Below are 17,185 nucleotides of genomic sequence, written 5' to 3'. Positions count from 1 at the left end.
GGACGGGAGCCGGTCAGGACTGCGGGGTGAGGGCGGCCAGCGAGGCCGGGCGCATGTCGGTCCAGGTGCGCTCGATGTGGTCGAGGCAGGCGGCCCGGGTGTCCTTGCCGAAGCTGACGGTCCAGCCGGCGGGCACCTCGATGCTCACGGGCCAGAGCGAGTGCTGGTTCTCCTCGTTCGTCAGCACCAGGTAGTCGCTGTCGTCGTCCTCGAAGGGGTTGGCCATGGGAAGTCCTCTTCCGGTGCTCGGAGTTCGGTGGCGGTGCGCCGGCGGCGCGGCGGGCCGTGGCGGGGGCCGTCCGGCGCGGTCTCCACGATGCCGGGCGGGCGGGCGCCCGGCATCGTGGAAGACCACGAACTCCGCGGACGCACCGCCGCGCCCTCCTACGGCACCGCGGTGGTGTCCACCCAGCCCAGGTGGGTGGCGAGTTGGGTGCGGCGGGTCACGCCGAGCTTGCGGTAGGCGTTGGTGAGGTGGGTCTCCACGGTGCGCCGGGCCAGGCAGAGTTCGGCGCCGATCTCGGCGTTCGTCCGCCCCCGGACCGCCAGTTCGGTGATGCGCTGCTCGGACCGGGTCAGCTTGGCGCTGCCGGCCCGGTCCCGCTCGGTCCGGCGGCCGCTCCCGGCCCGCAGCGCCTCCTCGGCGGCCCGGACCAGGCGCCCGGTGGCCCGGGCCGGGCCGGCGGTGGCCGCGGGCTCCGGCCGGGCGGCGGGGCCCGGGGCCGCCAGCCGCCGCGCCAGGGCCAGGGCCTCGCGCAGGTCGTCGCGGCCCTGGCGCTCGCTGCCGGCGGCGATCCGGGCGCGGCCGAGGTCGATCAGGGCCTCGACGAGTTCCACGGGTGCCGGCGCGGTCCGCAGCACGTCCACGGCCTCCTCCAGGGCCTCCAGCGCCCGGCGGCCGCCCGCGGCCGCGGCGCGGGCCCGCAGTGCCCGGCCGACGGCGCGGGCCGTTCCCCAGGTCCGGGCGTGGCCCAGCTCCTCCTCGGCGAGGCCCGCGGCCTGCGCGGGTCGGCCGAGCCTGACCAGGGCCAGGGCCGCGCCGGAGCGCCAGGGGGTGGCCGCGGGGCTGACGAAGGCGCGGGCGTCCTGGCCGGCGCCGCAGGCGAGGTGGTCGTCGAGCGCGGCCTGCCAGTGGCCCTCGGCGGCGTGCACCAGCGCACGGGCGTAAAGGAGTTCGTGTCGCGCCCCGGCGTCGTCGGCACTGTCCTGGGCCCGGTCCTCGCCCGCTTCGGCGGTGGCCAGCAGCTGCCGGGCGGTGTCCCGGTGGCCGAGCTCGTGGTGCGCGAGCGCCACCGCCGCCACCAGCCGGGGCAGCCGGACGCCCCGCCCGGCGCACGCGGCGAGCAGCGGGCCGTTCTCGGCGAGGACCTGGTGGAACTCCCCGCCCCGCAGGGCCGCTTCGGCCCGTACGCCGAGCAGGCGGCGCACTCCGGCGTCGGCCAGGTCCGGGAGGACGGGCGGCGCGGGCAGGAAGCCCTCGGCCAGGGCCCGGGCGGCGTCCAGGCGGTCGGCCCACTGCAGCAGGGTGGCCGCGGATCCCAGCCAGCCGGTGCGCAGCCGGGGGTCCACGGGGGCCGTCAGCCGGGGCAGTACCCGCGCGAGGGCGTCGGCCGCCGACAACGTGCCGTTCCCGGCCTCGTGTTCGGTGACCAGCCCGCAGGCGAACGGCTCGATGGCGGCGGGGGCGGTGGCCGCCAGCTCGCGCATGCGGGCGGGCGAACCGCGCCATCCGGCCGAGTCGCGGCAGGCCAGGAAGGCGGCGGTGGCCTCCACCACGCGCTCGTGGACGGCGGCCGATCGGGGACTGGAGGGCATCACGGTGTCTCACCTCTGATTCGGGGAGGGTGGTTCAGGACGGGCGGGTGGCGCCGCACGCGGCGCGGCGGCGCGGCGCATCGCCCGTCCGGGCGGCGGCGGGAAGGCGGACCGGCCGGGAGCTCGACTCGGCGGTCCGGCAGCCGGGTTGACGGCCCGGCCGGGCGGCGGGGGCCGGGCGAGGGCCCGGCCGGCCCGCGCCGGCGCTCACGGCGGCGGCCGCCGGCGCGCCCCACGGGTGCCGCGTCCGCGCGAGGTCGCTCATGACGGCCCGCCCCCTCGGTGCTTCCCGCCGACGCGTCGTCGGCGTACACGGAGGACTCTGCCCGGGGGCCGTGGGCATTCGGTTGACGAAGTCGTTGACAGTTCGTCTACGCGCTTCGGTTAGGAACCGCCGCCGGGCCGATCGGCCCGACGCGGGTGCGGTGTCGGCCGGCCCTCAGAGACGCGCCCGGCCGCTACGGCGCGCGAACCTCTGTTCCACGGGATCTCCCTTCCCCATCTGCTTCGTGACGTGCCGTCAGGTGGGCGGTCGCCGGTGGGGCGGCTGCCGGTGGAAGAAGGCTCGCACGGCGGGCGGGCCGACCGGGAGGAACCGCAGGTCTCATCTGCGCGCCATGCACGTTCAGGAGACATGTCGTGGCCGATCGACCGGCGGACCGCTCCGCCATCGCCGCGACGAAACACCGCCCCCGGAACGGAAGGCGAGCGTCCTGTTCCGCCGCCCCCGGGGCCGCGGATCGGGACGATCGGCCCGAACCCGGGGCGATCCGCCCGCACCGCCGAAACACAACGCAACGAAACCCGACACCCCGCCGCCGGCGGACGCCCGCTCGCGCCATCGACGGGCGGTAAACGCACCTTTGACATTCCGCTTGAAGTCATACAGTCTTCTCGCCATGTCCGACCGTCACCCGATCGAGTGCGCCGCCATCGAGCTGGCGCTGATCGGCGTGGCCACGCACTGCGTCTCCGACAACCTCTGTCGCTGAATCCGCCTGCCCCGACGCGTTTGCGGTGATCGCCGCCTCGGGGCATCGCCCCTTCCCCGCGGGCGCGGTGCCGCTCCTCCCTTCCCCAGGCCCAGGCCGCACTGCCGCCCGCCTTCCTCCGTACACCATCGGTAGCGAAAGGCCCCTTTTCCGATGTCTCGACCCACCTCCACCCCTCGCCGACTCGCCGCGGCGAGCGCCACCGTCGCCCTGGTCGTCGGAGCCGCGGCGTGCGGACCGAAGGCGGACGGCGGTGGCGGCACCGGCAAGGACGCCGCACCGCAGCGGGGCGGCACCCTCACCGTCCTCAACCAGAACCCGCAGGACCAGTTCGACCCCGCCCGGCTGTACACCTCCGGCGGCGGCAACGTGCCCTCCCTGGTCTTCCGCACCCTCACCACCCGCAACCGGGCCGACGGCGCGGCCGGCACCAAGGTCGTCCCCGACCTCGCCACCGACACCGGCACCCCGTCCGAGGGCGCGACGGTGTGGACGTACCACCTCAAGGACGGCCTCACCTTCGAGGACGGCTCGCCGATCACCACCGCCGACATCAAGTACGGCATCGAGCGCTCCTTCGCCCCGGAACTCTCCGGCGGCGCGCCGTACTTGAGGGACTGGCTGGTCGGCGCCGCCGACTACCAGGGGCCGTACAAGGACGGCCGCACGCTGGACTCCATCGAGACGCCGGACGCGAAGACCATCGTCTTCCACCTCGCCAAGCCCGAGGGCGATTTCCCGTACCTGGCCACCCAGACCCAGTTCGCCCCCGTCCCGAAGGCCAAGGACACCGGCACGAAGTACCAGGATCACCCGGTCTCCTCCGGCCCCTACCAGGTCGAGAAGAACGAGAACGACGGCGCGCACCTCGTCCTCAAGCGCAACCCCAACTGGTCGGCGGCGACGGACGACCAGCGCAAGGCCTACCCGGACACCATCGACGTCCAGTCCGGGCTCGACCCGGCGGTGATCAACCAGCGGCTCTCCGCCGGCACCGGCGCCGACGCGGCCGCCGTCACCACCGACACCAACCTCGGCCCCTCCGAACTCGCCCAGGTGAAGGACGACAAGGCCCTCGCCGCACGCGTCGGCACCGGCCACTTCGGCTACGTCAACTACCTGGCCTTCAACCCCAAGGTGAAGCCCTTCGACAACCCCAAGGTCCGGCAGGCGATCGCCTACGCGCTCAACCGCACCTCGGTCGTCAACGCCGCCGGCGGCTCCTCGCTCGCCGAGGCCGCCACCACCTATCTGCCCGCCCAGGAGACCTTCGGGTACACGCCGTACGACCCGTTCCCGGCCGGCGCCACCGGCAACCCGGAGAAGGCCAAGGAGGCGCTGAAGGAGGCCGGTTACCCGGACGGCCTGACCGTCACGCTCACCCACTCCACCGACACCGGCAAGGGCTACGGCCCCAACCTGGCCACCGCCGTCCAGGACGGCCTGAAGGCCGCCGGCATCACCGTCCGGCTCGAAGCCCTGGACTCCACCCGGTACTCCAAGACGATCCACACCGTCGGCACCGAGCCCGGCTTCTTCCTCTCCGGCTGGGGCGCCGACTGGCCGTCCGGCGGCCCGTTCCTCGCGCCGATCTTCGACGGCCGGCAGATCGTCACCGACGGCTACAACTTCAACTCCGCGCAGCTGGACGACGCTTCGGTGAACGACGAGATCGACCGGATCAACAAGATCACCGACCACGCCGAGGCCGCCAAGCGCTGGGGCGCCCTGGACCAGCGGATCGGCGAACAGGCCCTCACCGTCCCGCTGTTCCACCCCGTCTACAAGCGGCTGTACGGCAAGAACGTGCGCAACATCGTCATCAGCGACTGGACCGGCGTGCTCGACATCTCCCAGGTCGCGGTCAAGTAGCGGGCGGGATCGGACGGATCGGTCGAACAACCATGGCACCACGGGAAACCCGAGCCGGGGAGGCCCGCGCGGCCGCCCCGGCCGCCGGGGGGCGGCAGGTGTGGCGGCGGCTGCTCGCGCGGCGCACCGTCCGCGCCGCCGGCCTCGTCGTCGTCCTGCTCGTCCTGACCGCGGCGGCGGCACCGCTGCTCACCGCGGTCGAGGGGCAGGACCCCACCAGCTACCACAACGACCTGCTGGACTCGGCGGCCGGCGGCGTGCCCACCGGCTCCTTCGGCGGCGTCAGCGCCGAGCACTGGCTCGGCGTCGAACCGGGCACCGGGCGGGACGTGTTCGCCCGGCTCGTCCACGGCGCCCGGATCTCGCTGCTCGTCGCGGTCGGCGCCACCCTCGTCCAGGTCGCCATCGGCGTCCTGCTCGGCCTCGCGGCGGGCCTCGGCAGCCGGCTGCTCGACCAGCTGATCGGCAACACCACCGAGGTGATGCTCGCGCTGCCCTCGCTGGTCTTCGCCATCTCGCTGATGGCTGTCGTGCCCACCGACTTCTCCCGCCCGCTGCTGCTCACCCTGGTCATCGGGCTGCTGGGCTGGGCCGGCACCTCCCGGCTGGTCCGGGCCCAGACGCTGAGCCTCAAGCAGCTCGACCACGTCGCCGCGGCCCGGCTCGCCGGCGCCACCCGGTGGCGGATCGCCCGCCGGGAGCTGCTGCCGGCGCTGGCCGCGCCCGTCCTCACCTACGCGGCGGTGCTGCTGCCGACCAACGTGGTCTCCGAGGCCGGGCTGTCCTTCCTCGGCGTGGGCGTCAAACCGCCGACCTCGTCCTGGGGCCAGATGCTCTCCGGCGCGACCACCTGGTTCCGCGCGGACCCGATGTACGTCCTGCTGCCGTCCGCGCTGCTGTTCGCCACCGTGCTCGCCTTCACCGTGCTCGGCGACGCCGTCCGCACCGAGCTCGATCCCCGCGCCACCTCGCGGCTGCGGGTCGGCACCACGGGCGGGCCCGGCGGGCCGGGCACCACCGGGGAGGCCGCCGCGTGATCCGCTTCCTGCTCCGCAAGGCCCTCGGCCTGGTCGGCGTCCTGCTGGCCATCTCCCTGGTCGTCTACGCGGTCTTCTACCTCGCCCCCGGCGACCCCGCCCAACTGGCCTGCGGCGAGAAGTGCAGCCCCGCCCAGGTCCTCCAGGTGCGCGAACGGCTCGGCCTCGACGCGCCGGTGCACCTGCAGTACGCCCACTTCCTCCAGGGCATCGTGGCCGGCCGCGACTTCAGCGCCGGAACGGGCCTGCTGCACTGCCCGGCGCCCTGCCTGGGCGTCTCCTACCGCAGCGGCGAGCAGGTCACCGACATGATCGCCGCCCGGCTCCCGGTGACGGCCTCGCTGGCCCTCGGCGCGATGGTGATCTGGCTGGTCCTCGGGGTCGGCACCGGGCTGCTCTCGGCGCTGCGCCGGGGCCGGCTCGGCGAGCGGCTGCTGACCGCGCTCACCCTGGCCGGCACCGCCGTCCCGGTGTTCGTCATCGGCCTGGTGCTGCTCATCGTCCTGTGCGCCCAGCTCCGGTGGCTGCCGTTCCCGAGCTACACGCCGCTGACCGAGGACCCCCAGCAGTGGTTCTGGGGCCTGCTGCTGCCCTGGTTCTCCCTCGCGCTCATCGAGTCCGCCAAGTACGCCCGGCTGACCCGCTCGGCCGTGCTGGAGACCCTCGCCGAGGACCACATCCGGACCTTCCGGGCGTACGGCGTGGGCGAGCGGCGCCTGGTGACGCGGCACGCGCTGCGCGGCGCGCTCACCCCGGTGATCGCGCTCACCGCCCTGGACCTCGGGACGATGTTCGGCTCCGCCGTGCTGACCGAGTCGCTGTTCGGCCTCCCGGGGCTCGGCAAGCTGCTGGTCACCTCGGTCGGCCTGATCGACCTGCCGACCGTCGTCGGCCTCACCCTGGTCACGGGGTTCTGCGTGGTCCTCGCCAACGTCGTCGCGGACGTGCTGTACGCGGTGACCGACCGAAGGGTGGTCCTGACGTGAGCCCCGAACCCCTGGTCCAGGTACGGGACCTGGTCGTCGACTTCCCGGTCGGCGACGGCCACCTGCGCGCCGTCGACGGCGTCGGCTTCACCCTGGAGGCCGGGCAGGCGCTCGGCATCGTCGGCGAGTCCGGCTCCGGCAAGAGCACCGTCGCCTCCGCCCTGCTCGGCCTGCACCGCGGCACCGGTGCCCGGACCGGCGGCTCGGTCCTGGTCGCCGGCGTCGACGCCGTCACCGCCGAGGGCGAGGAACTCCGGCGCCTGCGCGGCGGATCGGCGGCCATGGTGTTCCAGGACCCGCTCTCCGCGCTGGACCCGTACCACGCGGTCGGGGACCAGATCGCCGAGGTCGTCCGGGTCCACCGGCCGGTCTCCCGCCGCGCCGCCCGGGCCCGGGCCGTCGAGGTGCTCGACCGGGTCGGCATCGCCGACCCGGCCCGGCGCTCCCGCTCGCGCCCGCACGAGTTCAGCGGCGGCATGCGCCAGCGGGTGCTGATCGCGATGGCCCTGGCCTGCGAGCCGCGGCTGCTGGTCGCCGACGAGCCGACGACCGCGCTGGACGTCACCGTCCAGGCCCAGATCCTCGACCTGCTGCACGAGTTGCGCACCGAGACCGGGGCCGGGCTGGTCCTGGTCACCCACGACCTGGGCGTGGTCGCCGGCAGCGTCGACCGGGTGCTGGTGATGAAGGACGGCCGCGCGGTGGAGCACGGCCCGGTCGCCGACGTCCTGGGCGCGCCCCGCGAGCCGTACACCCGGGCGCTGCTGTCCGCGGTGCCCCGGATCGACGCCCCGGCGGCCCCGGGCCAGGGGACCGGGCCCGGCGAGGTCCTGCTCGAAGCCACCGACCTGCGGCGGGAGTTCGCCACCCGCGGCGGCCTCACCCGGCGCACCGCCCCGGTCACCGCCGTGGACGGCGTCTCGCTCACCGTGCGGGCCGGCGAGACGCTCGGCATCGTCGGCGAGTCCGGCTCCGGCAAGACCACCCTCGGGCGGATGCTCGTCCGGCTGCTGGAGCCGACCGGCGGCCGGCTGCACTACCGCGGCCGGGACATCGGAGCGCTCGGCGAGCGGGAGCTGCGCCCGCTGCGCCGGGAACTGCAGATGGTCTTCCAGGACCCGGTGGCCTCGCTCAACCCGCGCCGCACGATCGGGGAGTCCGTCGCCGACCCGCTGCGCGTCGCGGGCGAGCGCGACGAGCGCCGCATCCGCGCCCGGGTCGGCGAACTCCTCGAACGGGTGGGCCTGGACGCCGACTGGTACCACCGCTACCCGCACGAGTTCTCCGGCGGCCAGCGGCAGCGGGTCGGCATCGCCCGGGCGCTGGCGCCCGGGCCACGGCTGATCGTCTGCGACGAGCCGGTCTCCGCCCTGGACGTCACCACCCAGGCCCACGTGGTCGCGCTGCTGGGCGAGTTGCAGCGCGACCTCGGCCTCGCCCTGGTCTTCGTCGCGCACGACCTCGCCGTGGTCCGGCAGGTGAGCGACCGGGTCGCGGTGATGCGGGCCGGCCGGATCGTGGAACAGGGCGACGCCGACACGGTGTACGACTCCCCCCAACACCCGTACACCAAGGGCCTGCTGGCGGCCGTCCCGGTCCTGGACCCGGTCGAGGCGACCGCCCGCCGCCACGCCCGGCTCGCCGCCGCCGGCGCCTGACCGGGCCCGCCGGGCGCCGGCTCAGACCCCCAGCAGGCGCCGCCAGCGCGGCAGTTCGGTGCCGCAGCAGGCGAGGGCGAGGAGTCCGACCGGCACCGCCGCCCAGGCCGGGAACAGCAGCCAGGCGGCGCAGACGGCGCCGGCCAGTTGGGCGAGCACCATCAGGACGGTGACCCAGCCGGGTACGGCGATGATCGTGCCCGGCTTATCGCCGGGGGTCTGTAGGAGCGCGGGGACGCCGATCAGCAGCACGTCCACGCCGATCGCCAGCGGGACCGAGTGCGGCCAGAGCGCGATCGGCAGGCCGATCCAGCCGACCAGTTCCAGCCCGGCCCTCAGCCCGGTCGCGTACCGGGGCTCGGGCTGCTCCCCCGCCATGGCGCCTCCCCGTCGTCGCGTGCCGCGGCAGCGTAGCGCGGCGGCCCGCGACGCGCCAGGGGCCGGTCAGCCGGCCGGGGAGCGGCGGACGATGAGCATGTCCTGGGTGTGGCCGATCAGGTAACTCCCGTCCGGCTGGGTGAAGTTCCGCCGCACGTACGCGGTCAGCGCGGCCCGGGAGGGGCGGGGGTCGAGGGTGGCCAGGTCGGCGACGTTGACCATGAACTCGGCGACGTCCACCGCCTCGTCCAGGTGCGGCGTGCGGTAGTGCAGGTCGAGGCTCTCCAGCGCCAGCTCGTCGGCCGGGTGCTGCTCGCGCAGGCGGTCGGCGAGCGGGCGCAGGTCGTAGCGGGCGCCGGTGAAGTGGGCGGCCATCCGCATGCAGGGGCTCTCCGGGCTCTGCAGGACGACCAGCAGGGTCCCGCCCGGGGCCGTCCACCCGCGGGCCCGGGTGACGGTGGGCAGCCACCGCGGTTCGGGGACGTAGTAGAGCACGTGGGAGATGTGGACGAGGTCGGCCGGCTCCGGCGGCCGGGCCGAGTCGACGGGCTCCGGGAGGACGAGCGCGCCCGGGCAGGCGGTGCGCAGCTTCTCGCGCATGGCCGCGCTGGGCTCGATGGCGATGGTGCGCTCGAAGGACCGGGCGAGGTGGGCGGTGGTGCGGCCCTCGCCGGCGCCGACGTCCAGCAGGACCCGGCGGTGCGGCAGGGCGGCCACGAGCTCGCTCAGCCGGGCGTGGGTGCGCGGCTTCTCGTCCGTGCCCGCGAGGAAGAGCTCGAAGGCGCGGCGGTAGTCGGCGCCCGAGACGTCGAGCACCCGGACCGGGTCGTCGTCCGTGGTCGTCGCGTTCATCCGTGGTCTCCCCTGGCGGTGGGCGGTGTCGGCCCATTCCAGCGGGGCCGGGCGCCGCCGGGCCGCAGGCACGTTCCTGCCCGCGTGTCGCGCCCCGCGCGGCCGGGCCCGGGGGCGCGGCCCGGTCACACCGTGGCCGACAGCGCGGCCATCAGGGTCCGCAGCACCCGCTCCGCGTCCACGGTGCCGTCGAGCGAGCCGATCGCGGCGAGTCCGTCCACCGCGGCCGCGAAGGCCTCGCCGAGCGGGACGGGGTCGACGTCGGCGCCGCGCTCCTCCACCAGCGCCCGGAACAGGCGCACGAAGCAGGACCGCCACCGCCCGTACTCCGCCTCCAGGCTCTCCCGGACCCGTTCGTCGTTGAGCGCGAGCCAGTGCAGCGCCGCGTGCAGCCGGGCCAGGTCGGGGCTCTCCGGCCGGGTCAGCAGCGCGAGCACCCGCTCCGCCTGCTCGGCGTGGCCGCCGGGCCCGCCGACCGCCTCCTCGAGGGGCGCGATCCACTCGGGCCGGATGTCCTCGACCACCGCGACGATCAGCTCGGTGCGGTCCGCGAAGTGGTAGTGGCACATGCCGTGCGAGACCCCGCACAGCGCGGCCACGTTGCGCGTGGTGAACCGCCCGGCGCCGTCGCCGGCCAGCAGGGTGCGGGCCGCCGCGATCAGCCGGGCCCGGGTCTGCTCGCCCTTGGCGGACGATCGCGGCCGGGTGCCGCCACCCGGCCCGGCGGACGGTCCCGGGGCCGCGCCTGTCAGCTCAGTTGCCATGGCCGCCACTGTAACGACCGCGCGGGCCTGAGGAGTTGCGATCGGCCGGCCTGCCGGGCCGGGGCCTGCGCGAACTCTTGACCGAGCGCTTGGCCAGTTCTACCGTTCCTGCCAACTCCGGTTCAGCTCTTGGACATTGACAGGGAGGCAGGCATGAACGACCACCTCGGATCCCGGCGGCCGGCCGGCGAAGGCCTGGACAGACGGGGGTTCCTGACCGCCGCCGGGCTGGGCGCGGCCGCCGCCGCGCTCACCGCGGCCGGCGGCGGACGAGCGGCCGCCGCCGGGCGCCACGGCACGACGGCGGCGGCACGGGCGGCCGCGGCAGGCCTCCGGGTGCCGCTGGACACCGCCCCGCACACCCGGACGTGGATGGCCTGGCCGGACAACAGCACCATCTGGAAGGGCAAGCTCGGCGGCGCCCAGGCCAACATCGCCCTCATCGCCCGGACCATCGCCACGTACGAGCCGGTCACGATGTGCGCCAACCCCGCCAGCGTCGGCCGGGCGCAGTCGATGTGCGGCCCGGGCGTCACCGTCATCGGGGACATCCCGGTCGACGACTGCTGGATGCGCGACACCGGCCCCGTCTTCCGCACCGACGGCGCCGGCGGCCTCGACGCGGTCGGCCTCAACTTCAACGGCTGGGGCAACAAGCAGAACCCGCACGGCAACGACGCCCTGGTCGCCCGGCGCGTCGCCGCCCGGCTCGGCATCCCGTTCACCGCCGCCGGGTTGGTCACCGAAGGCGGTGCCGTCGAGACCGACGGCGCGGGCACCCTGATGGCGACCCTCAGCAGCATCGTCAACCCGAACCGCAACCCGGGCCTGTCCCAGGCCCAGGTCGAGGCCGCGCTGTGCGCCGCCTACGGCGCCACCGAGGTGATCTGGTTCCCCGGCATCACGGGCCAGGACATCACCGACGACCACGTCGACGCCACGTCCCGGTTCCTCGGCGCCGGCACGGCCGTCGTCCAACTGCCGCTGGCCACCGACACCGACGCCTGGTCCAACGACGAGCGCCAGCAGTACCGGATCCTGTCCGCCGCCGTGAGCGCCCAGGGGACCCCGGTCCGGGTCAGCCGGCTCCAGGGCCCCGACTACAACCTGATCCGCTCGACCAACCCCAACTTCGTCGGCTCCTACGCCAACTACTACCTCTGCAACAACGCGGTGATCTCCGCCCAGTTCGGCGACACCGCCGCCGACGCCGCCGCCCGGACGGCGCTCGCGCAGCTCTTCCCCGGCCGGACCGTCGAACAGCTCAACATCGACTACCTCGGCGCCGGCGGCGGCGGCATCCACTGCGTCACCCAGCAGCAGCCCGCGCCCTGAAGCCGGCGCCCCGGGCCGCCGGCCCGCGCGGGAAGGGGCCCTACTCGGCGAGCGGGAGCGTGAGGACGTGGACGAGCCCGCCCGCCGGGTTGTCGGCGAGGGTGATCCGCCCGCCGCCGGCCGGCACCCCGGCGAGCGCCCAGACCTTGGCCTCCCCGGCCAGGTCCGGGCCCCGGTCCGCGACCCGGATCCGCAGCACCCGCACGCCGCCCGCCGGACCGGTCTCCACCCCGGCGCGCACGAGCACCCGGGCCCCGGGCGGGGTGCGCAGCCACGCGGCGCGCACCACCGCGGCCAGCGCCTGCTCCAACGCCCCCTGCCCGACGCGCACCGGCGGCAGCCCCGGCGGCACCCGGACGGTGACGGCGGCCTGCGGCGCGGCGGCGAGCGCCGAGCGGACGGCCGGGGCGACGGCCGCCCAGCCCGGCGGGGGCGGCTGACCGGCACCGGCCGGGCGGGCTCCTCCTCGGGCGGTGGACAGCCGGACGAGGCCGACGCCGGGGAGCGCACCCCACCCGCGCCGCCGCGCCCGTACCCGGCACCGGTCACAGCCGTTTTCGATCGGACATCTCGACATCGGCCGATCGTGCCCGGGCGAAGCTGAGGTTTCGATGAGGCGCCCGGACGGGCGGGCCGCGGGGCGGGCAGCGGGGCGGGTAGCGGGCTCCTCACTGAAACTTCAGGTAGCCCGGGCCAGGCTGGCGGCGCCGCCGACCCCAGGAGCCTTCCCATGCCGTTCACCCCCGCCCGCAAGCGCACCGCCGTCGTGCTGGCCCTCGCCGTCCTCGGCGGCGCCGCCCTCGTGCAGTGCGGCCCTGACGATCCGACGGGATCCCTCGCGGGCACCAAGCGCACCGCCGTGCCCCGCGCGCTCGCCACCTTCTACGCGCAGAAGCCGGCCTGGAGCCCCTGCGGCGACCTGGAGTGCGCCACCGTCACCGTGCCGATGGACTACGCCCACCCCGAGGACGGCCGGACCTTCACCCTCCCCCTCAACCGGGCCCGCGCCGGGGACCCGGGCGCCCGCATCGGCTCCCTCCTGGTCAACCCGGGCGGCCCGGGCGGGTCCGGGGTGGCCATGCTGGAGGGCGGTGGCGCCGACCTGTTCGGCCGGCGCGTCCGGGACCGGTTCGACCTCGTCGGGTTCGACCCGCGCGGCGTCGGCGGCAGCACCCCGGCCGTCGACTGCCGCGAGGGCGACCCGGCTCCCGACGCCCGCGACCGGGCGGGCACCGGCGACCGCGCGTACAGCAGCGGCCTCCACCCCCGCACCGACGAGGAGCGCGGGGCCGCGCTCGCCGACGCCGACCGCCTCGCCCAGGCCTGCCGGGCCCGCAGCGGCGCCCTCCTGCCCCACGTCGGAACGCCGGACGCCGCCCGGGACATGGACGTCCTGCGGGCGGTGCTCGGCGACGAGAAGCTGACCTTCGTCGGCTTCTCGTACGGGACCAGCCTCGGCACCTCCTACGCCGAGCTCTTCCCGCACCGCGTCCGCGCCCTCGTCCTCGACGGCGCCGTCGACCCGGCCAAGGACTGGTACCAGCGCGCGGTGGACCAGGCCGCGGCCTTCCGCGCCGCGGTGGACGACTACGCCCGGCAGTGCGCCGGCATCGCCGGGGACGCCTGCCCGGCGGCCGGCCCCGACGAGATCCGCCGGCTCATCGGCGACCTCTACGAGCGGACGGCGCGCGACCCGCTGCCCGTCGCCGGCACGGACGACCGCATCGGCCTGCGCGACCTGCACAACGCGATCACCCTGTCGATGTACACGCCCGAGGACCAGTGGGCGGAGCTGTCCGAGGCGTTGAAGGCCGCCCGGGACGGCGACGGCAGCAAGCTCGCGGCCCTCGGCGGCGGCCAGGACGAGCAGCGGCGCCACCGGCCCGGCCGCCACCGCGAGGCCGGCCCGGCGTACGACAACTCCGAGGACGCCTTCACCGCGGTCAACTGCCTGGAGGTCTCCCGCCCGAGCGACCCGCAGGCCTACTGGGAGGCCCTGGACCGGGCCGACCGGGCGGCCGGGCTCTACGGGCCTCCCGGCGTGGTCGACGAACTGGTCTGCCGCACCTGGCCCGTGACCGCCCGCGCCCCGCACACCGTCGACGCCAAGGACGCTCCTCCCGTCCTCGTCGTCGGCACCACCGGCGATCCGGCCACCCCGTACGCCGACGCCCAGGGCCTCGCCCGCCAGTTCCCGGCCGGCATGCTGCTCACCTACCGGGGCCCGGGCCACACCGCGTACGGCCGCAGCAACGCCTGCGTCGGCGACGCCGTCGACGGCTACCTCACCGACCTGCGCCCCGTCCCCGCCGGCACGGCCTGCTGACCGGCCGGGCCGGCGGGGCGTCCCGGCCTCAGGCCGGCAGCCGGGCCTCCGGCGCGGCCGCGGGGTGCGGCACCGCGGCCGCGGCCCTGCGGGCGTGCAGGACGGCGCCGCCGAGCGGGAGCGGGCTCTGGTCGAGGAGTTGGAGCCCTGCGTCGGCGAGCAGCCGGGCGTAGTGGTCGGCGCGGCGCTCGCGGCCGCCGGTGTTGCACATCATGTGCAGGTCCCAGGCGGTGGCCAGCGAGGTGGAGCCGTCCGCGGGCAGGACGCGTTCGAGGATGAGCAGGTCGGCGTGGGCGGGCATGGCCCGGGCGCAGTGGCGCAGGATCTCGGCGCAGCGGGCGTCGTCCCAGTCGTGCAGGACGCGGGAGAGGACGTAGACGTCGGCGCCCGCCGGGACGTCGGCGAAGTCCCCGGTGACGTAGTCGGCGCGGTCGCCGCAGCCGAGGGCGTCGAGCCGGCGCCGGGCGGCCTCGACGGCGTGGGGGCGTTCCAGCAGCACGCCGTGCAGGCCCGGGTGGGCGGTGAGCAGGCGGCCGAGGAGTTCGCCGTTGCCGCCGGCGATGTCGACGACGGTGCCCGGGCGCGGTGCCCCGGCGGCGGCGAGGACGACCGGGTGGGCGGGGACGGGTTCGAACATCCGGGCGCCGGCGGCCATGGACTGGTCGAAGGTGGCGGCGAGTTCGGGCTCGCGGGCGAAGTGGTCGAAGTGGTTCTCGCCGAAGAGGTGGTCGAAGGCGGCCTCGCCGGTGCGGACGGTGTGGTCCAGGGCGGCGAAGGACTGGTAGAACGGGCCGCCGTACATCAGCGCGAGCGCCCGCATCGAGCCGGGGGTGTCGGCGCGCAGCAGGGCGCCGAGCTCGGTGAGGCGGTAGCCGTCCGGGTGCTCGGTGACGGCGCCGAGCATCGTGAGGTAGCGCAGCAGGGTGGTGAGGCTCTCCTGGTGGGCGCCGAGTGCCCGGGCGAGGGTGCGCGGGTCGGTGGCGGTGGCGGTGTCGAGGGCGTCGGGCAGCCCCAGCCGGGCGCTGACCGCGAGGGCCTGGGTGGTCCAGGCGCCGGTGAGCAGGTGCAGGAGCGTTTCGGCCGAGCGGTGGGCGCCACCGTCCGCGAGGTGGTCGGCGAGGACGCCGGGGTAGTTGCCGTGGGCGTGGAGCTCGACCCGCCGGTATCCGGCCTGCGCGGCGGGGAGGGTGAAGTAGAGCACCGTGCCGTTCTCGTGCGGGTTGTAGCCGCCGCCGTCCGGGGCCGCGCCGTGCCGGGTGAGCAGGGCGCGCAGGCCGTGCAGGAGCAGCGCGTTGGGCTGCTCGACCTCCAGGGCGACGTGGGCCTCGTGCCGGTGGGCGCGCTCGTGCGCGGCGAGCCCGGCGAGCTCCGAGCCGGGCGGGACGGTGAGCGCGCACACCTCGACGGTGCGCGGTTCGCCGTCCGGTCCGGTCACCCGCGGGTGGAGGATCCGGACGTCGAGGTCGGCCTCGGCGCGCCCGTGCCGGGCGGCCAGCCGGTGCCGGACGACGACGCTCGGGAAGGACGGCGTGTCGGCGGGCAGGTCGCAGGCGGCGAGGGCGGCGCGCAGGGCGGCGTCGTCGGGCGGGAAGACGAGCAGGGCGGCGTGGGCGAGGCCGCAGTGCGCGGCGAGGGCCTGCCGCTCGGCCTCGTCGAGGTCGGGGAGGAGGAGCGGGAGCAGGGCGGCGGTGTCCTGGGTGCGGACGAACTCCGCTGTCGCGCGCAGTTCGGTGATGTCGTCCGGCGGTGTCGCCATCATGGCGGGCGTCCTTGTTCGGGGAAGGGGAAGGGGCAGGGAAGGGAGGGGTGCGGACGGGTCAGATGCCGACGTAGTTCTCGGCGAACCAGTCCTGGTGGCTGCGCGAGGTGCGCAGCGACTCGATCCGCGCGCGGCGCAGCGAGTCGTGGAAGTGGGATGCGCCGTCCGGTCCGGCGGGGGCGTGCATCAGCTGGACCATCCAGCGGGAGAACTCCTGGGCGCGCCAGACGTGGACGAGGCAGCGGTCGGAGTACTGGTCGAGCCCGCTGGGGTCGCCGTGCGCGAGGTCGTCGACGAGGGCCAGGGCGAGGAGTTCGGCCTCCAGGACGGCGACGTTGGCGCCCTTGGCGGCGGCCGGCGGGAGCAGGCTCGCGGCGTCTCCGGCGAGCAGCAGCGAGCCGTGGCGCAGGGTCTCGACGACGTCGGACTCCAGGTCGATGGTGCCGCGCTGGAAGATGGGGCCGCGGCGCAGCGGGCCGTGCTCGGCGGCGCCCAGCCGCAGGTCGAGCTCGTCCCATATGCGGTCCTCGGACCAGGCGTCGGCGGGGGTGCCGCGCTCGTACTGGAGGTAGTAGCGGGTGACCTGCGGGGTGCGGGTCATGTGTCCGGCGAAGCCGTTGCGGTGCAGGGCGTAGCCGATCGCGTCGAGGCTGGGTGGGGCTTCGGCGAGCAGGCTGAGCCAGGTGACGCCGTGGTCGCGCTGGTGGCGGCGGGTGCCGGGCGGCAGGGAGCGCCGGGCGGCGCCGTGCCGGCCGTCGCAGCCGGCGACGTAGCGGGCCCGCCAGCGGCGGGGGCGGCCGTCTGCGTCCCGGGCGTCGACGGTGGGCCGGGGGCCGTCGATGTCGTGGACGGCGTCGGCCGCGGTCTCGAAGTGGACCCGGCCGCCGGCGGCCAGGTAGTGCGCGAGCAGGTCGGTGACGAGGTTCTGCTGCGGGTAGGCGGTGTGCGGTTCGCACGGGCCGAGGGTGCTGTAGTCGAGCCGGAAGCTGCCGGTCTCGGTACGGAACTCGCAGCTGCCGTGCGGGCGGCCGTCGCGGTGCAGGCCCTCGGCCAGGCCGTGGCGGTCCAGCACGCGCGCGGTGTTGGGGACGAGGAAGCCCGCCCGGGCCCGGGTCTCGACGTGGGCGCGGGTGGCGCGTTCGAGGACGACGCAGTCGATCCCGGCGGCCTGGAGGATGTTCGCGAGGGTCAGTCCGGCGACGCCGGCTCCGAGGACCACGACGTCCGCGGATTCCTCGGCGACTCCTGCGGTCTGATTTTTCGTCATGTTCATGGAGCATAATCACCGCTGGATACACCCGCGGACGAAAATCACGCGTACTGGTGAATATCGCGATCATCACTCCATCCGGAGCCGGAGCCGGGCCCCGTTCGGGGTCGCCGGGCCGGGAAACTCCGCCGGGAGCGTGAA

The 17,185-nt window shown here is 75.6% G+C and carries 15 protein-coding genes; 7 read left to right on the top strand and 8 right to left on the bottom strand.

Annotated features, from left to right (window positions below; all coding sequences use genetic code 11):
• Positions 1 to 13: 13 nt before the first annotated feature.
• Both AB2U05_RS30180 and AB2U05_RS30175 read right to left on the bottom strand, forming a co-directional pair.
• Positions 14 to 226, bottom strand: coding sequence for an MbtH family protein (locus AB2U05_RS30180; RefSeq protein ID WP_045704960.1), 213 nt, complete (start codon positions 224 to 226; stop codon positions 14 to 16).
• Positions 227 to 384: 158 nt separating this feature from the next.
• Positions 385 to 1,815: a LuxR C-terminal-related transcriptional regulator gene (locus tag AB2U05_RS30175; protein ID WP_369184828.1), complete on the bottom strand. Its 1,431-nt coding sequence runs from the start codon at positions 1,813 to 1,815 to the stop codon at positions 385 to 387.
• An 899-nt stretch (positions 1,816 to 2,714) separates the two neighbouring features.
• On the opposite strand from AB2U05_RS30175, the gene AB2U05_RS30170 reads away from it, so the two are divergent.
• The 5 genes from AB2U05_RS30170 to AB2U05_RS30150 all read left to right on the top strand — a co-directional run bounded on the left by AB2U05_RS30170 (position 2,715) and on the right by AB2U05_RS30150 (position 8,360).
• The gene (locus tag AB2U05_RS30170; RefSeq protein ID WP_341846036.1) at positions 2,715 to 2,807 is read left to right on the top strand and encodes an Ms4533A family Cys-rich leader peptide; all 93 of its coding nucleotides are present in this window, start codon (positions 2,715 to 2,717) and stop codon (positions 2,805 to 2,807) included.
• Between the two features lie 153 nt (positions 2,808 to 2,960).
• Positions 2,961 to 4,679, top strand: coding sequence for an ABC transporter substrate-binding protein (locus AB2U05_RS30165; protein ID WP_369184827.1), 1,719 nt, complete (start codon positions 2,961 to 2,963; stop codon positions 4,677 to 4,679).
• A gap of 32 nt (positions 4,680 to 4,711) precedes the next feature.
• On the top strand, positions 4,712 to 5,716 hold the full coding sequence (locus tag AB2U05_RS30160; RefSeq protein ID WP_369184826.1) for an ABC transporter permease: 1,005 nt from the start codon (positions 4,712 to 4,714) through the stop codon (positions 5,714 to 5,716).
• Complete coding sequence (locus tag AB2U05_RS30155; RefSeq protein ID WP_045702674.1) at positions 5,713 to 6,702, top strand: ABC transporter permease; 990 nt, start codon at positions 5,713 to 5,715, stop codon at positions 6,700 to 6,702. The genes AB2U05_RS30160 and AB2U05_RS30155 overlap by 4 nt, the downstream gene beginning before the upstream one ends.
• Entirely contained in the window at positions 6,699 to 8,360 is a 1,662-nt protein-coding gene (locus tag AB2U05_RS30150; protein ID WP_045702676.1) for an ABC transporter ATP-binding protein, read from the top strand. The genes AB2U05_RS30155 and AB2U05_RS30150 overlap by 4 nt, the downstream gene beginning before the upstream one ends.
• Positions 8,361 to 8,381: 21 nt before the next feature.
• Here AB2U05_RS30150 and AB2U05_RS30145 read toward each other — a convergent pair whose 3' ends face one another.
• The 3 genes from AB2U05_RS30145 to AB2U05_RS30135 all read right to left on the bottom strand — a co-directional run bounded on the left by AB2U05_RS30145 (position 8,382) and on the right by AB2U05_RS30135 (position 10,354).
• Complete coding sequence (locus AB2U05_RS30145) at positions 8,382 to 8,738, bottom strand: hypothetical protein (protein WP_369184825.1); 357 nt, start codon at positions 8,736 to 8,738, stop codon at positions 8,382 to 8,384.
• 66 nt (positions 8,739 to 8,804) lie between these two features.
• Positions 8,805 to 9,590 (bottom strand): trans-aconitate 2-methyltransferase, encoded by a 786-nt coding sequence (locus AB2U05_RS30140; protein WP_045702679.1) that lies wholly within the window; start codon positions 9,588 to 9,590, stop codon positions 8,805 to 8,807.
• Between the two features lie 125 nt (positions 9,591 to 9,715).
• Positions 9,716 to 10,354 (bottom strand): TetR/AcrR family transcriptional regulator, encoded by a 639-nt coding sequence (locus AB2U05_RS30135; protein ID WP_369184824.1) that lies wholly within the window; start codon positions 10,352 to 10,354, stop codon positions 9,716 to 9,718.
• 153 nt (positions 10,355 to 10,507) lie between these two features.
• Here AB2U05_RS30135 and AB2U05_RS30130 point away from each other — a divergent pair, with 153 nt between their 5' ends.
• On the top strand, positions 10,508 to 11,689 hold the full coding sequence (locus AB2U05_RS30130; protein WP_369184823.1) for an agmatine/peptidylarginine deiminase: 1,182 nt from the start codon (positions 10,508 to 10,510) through the stop codon (positions 11,687 to 11,689).
• A 40-nt stretch (positions 11,690 to 11,729) separates the two neighbouring features.
• Here AB2U05_RS30130 and AB2U05_RS30125 read toward each other — a convergent pair whose 3' ends face one another.
• Positions 11,730 to 12,266: a hypothetical protein gene (locus AB2U05_RS30125; protein ID WP_369184822.1), complete on the bottom strand. Its 537-nt coding sequence runs from the start codon at positions 12,264 to 12,266 to the stop codon at positions 11,730 to 11,732.
• A gap of 153 nt (positions 12,267 to 12,419) precedes the next feature.
• Here AB2U05_RS30125 and AB2U05_RS30120 point away from each other — a divergent pair, with 153 nt between their 5' ends.
• Positions 12,420 to 14,015, top strand: a complete 1,596-nt coding sequence (locus AB2U05_RS30120; protein ID WP_369184821.1) for an alpha/beta hydrolase — start codon at positions 12,420 to 12,422, stop codon at positions 14,013 to 14,015.
• A 28-nt stretch (positions 14,016 to 14,043) separates the two neighbouring features.
• Here the strand turns inward: AB2U05_RS30120 and AB2U05_RS30115 are convergent, their stop codons facing one another.
• Positions 14,044 to 15,774 carry a methyltransferase gene (locus AB2U05_RS30115; RefSeq protein ID WP_369184820.1) on the bottom strand — a complete coding sequence of 577 codons (1,731 nt, stop codon included), beginning with the start codon at positions 15,772 to 15,774 and terminating at the stop codon, positions 14,044 to 14,046.
• A gap of 58 nt (positions 15,775 to 15,832) precedes the next feature.
• Positions 15,833 to 17,041, bottom strand: a complete 1,209-nt coding sequence (locus tag AB2U05_RS30110; protein ID WP_369184819.1) for a 4-hydroxybenzoate 3-monooxygenase — start codon at positions 17,039 to 17,041, stop codon at positions 15,833 to 15,835.
• Positions 17,042 to 17,185 lie beyond the last annotated feature (144 nt).

The sequence above is a fragment of the Streptomyces sp. Y1 genome (assembly GCF_041053115.1).
GTDB lineage: Bacteria > Actinomycetota > Actinomycetes > Streptomycetales > Streptomycetaceae > Kitasatospora > Kitasatospora rubellomurina.
This window is presented reverse-complemented; position numbering and strand designations above follow the sequence as displayed.

Bases quoted from the DNA above. Each gene is read 5' to 3' on its own strand.
- AB2U05_RS30180 (WP_045704960.1), bottom strand. From the start codon at position 226: ATGGCCAACCCCTTCGAGGACGACGACAGCGACTACCTGGTGCTGACG.
- AB2U05_RS30175 (WP_369184828.1), bottom strand. From the start codon at position 1,815: ATGCCCTCCAGTCCCCGATCGGCCGCCGTCCACGAGCGCGTGGTGGAG.
- AB2U05_RS30170 (WP_341846036.1), top strand. From the start codon at position 2,715: ATGTCCGACCGTCACCCGATCGAGTGCGCCGCCATCGAGCTGGCGCTG.
- AB2U05_RS30165 (WP_369184827.1), top strand. From the start codon at position 2,961: ATGTCTCGACCCACCTCCACCCCTCGCCGACTCGCCGCGGCGAGCGCC.
- AB2U05_RS30160 (WP_369184826.1), top strand. From the start codon at position 4,712: ATGGCACCACGGGAAACCCGAGCCGGGGAGGCCCGCGCGGCCGCCCCG.
- AB2U05_RS30145 (WP_369184825.1), bottom strand. From the start codon at position 8,738: ATGGCGGGGGAGCAGCCCGAGCCCCGGTACGCGACCGGGCTGAGGGCC.
- AB2U05_RS30140 (WP_045702679.1), bottom strand. From the start codon at position 9,590: ATGAACGCGACGACCACGGACGACGACCCGGTCCGGGTGCTCGACGTC.
- AB2U05_RS30135 (WP_369184824.1), bottom strand. From the start codon at position 10,354: ATGGCAACTGAGCTGACAGGCGCGGCCCCGGGACCGTCCGCCGGGCCG.
- AB2U05_RS30130 (WP_369184823.1), top strand. From the start codon at position 10,508: ATGAACGACCACCTCGGATCCCGGCGGCCGGCCGGCGAAGGCCTGGAC.
- AB2U05_RS30125 (WP_369184822.1), bottom strand. From the start codon at position 12,266: ATGTCGAGATGTCCGATCGAAAACGGCTGTGACCGGTGCCGGGTACGG.
- AB2U05_RS30120 (WP_369184821.1), top strand. From the start codon at position 12,420: ATGCCGTTCACCCCCGCCCGCAAGCGCACCGCCGTCGTGCTGGCCCTC.
- AB2U05_RS30115 (WP_369184820.1), bottom strand. From the start codon at position 15,774: ATGATGGCGACACCGCCGGACGACATCACCGAACTGCGCGCGACAGCG.
- AB2U05_RS30110 (WP_369184819.1), bottom strand. From the start codon at position 17,041: ATGACGAAAAATCAGACCGCAGGAGTCGCCGAGGAATCCGCGGACGTC.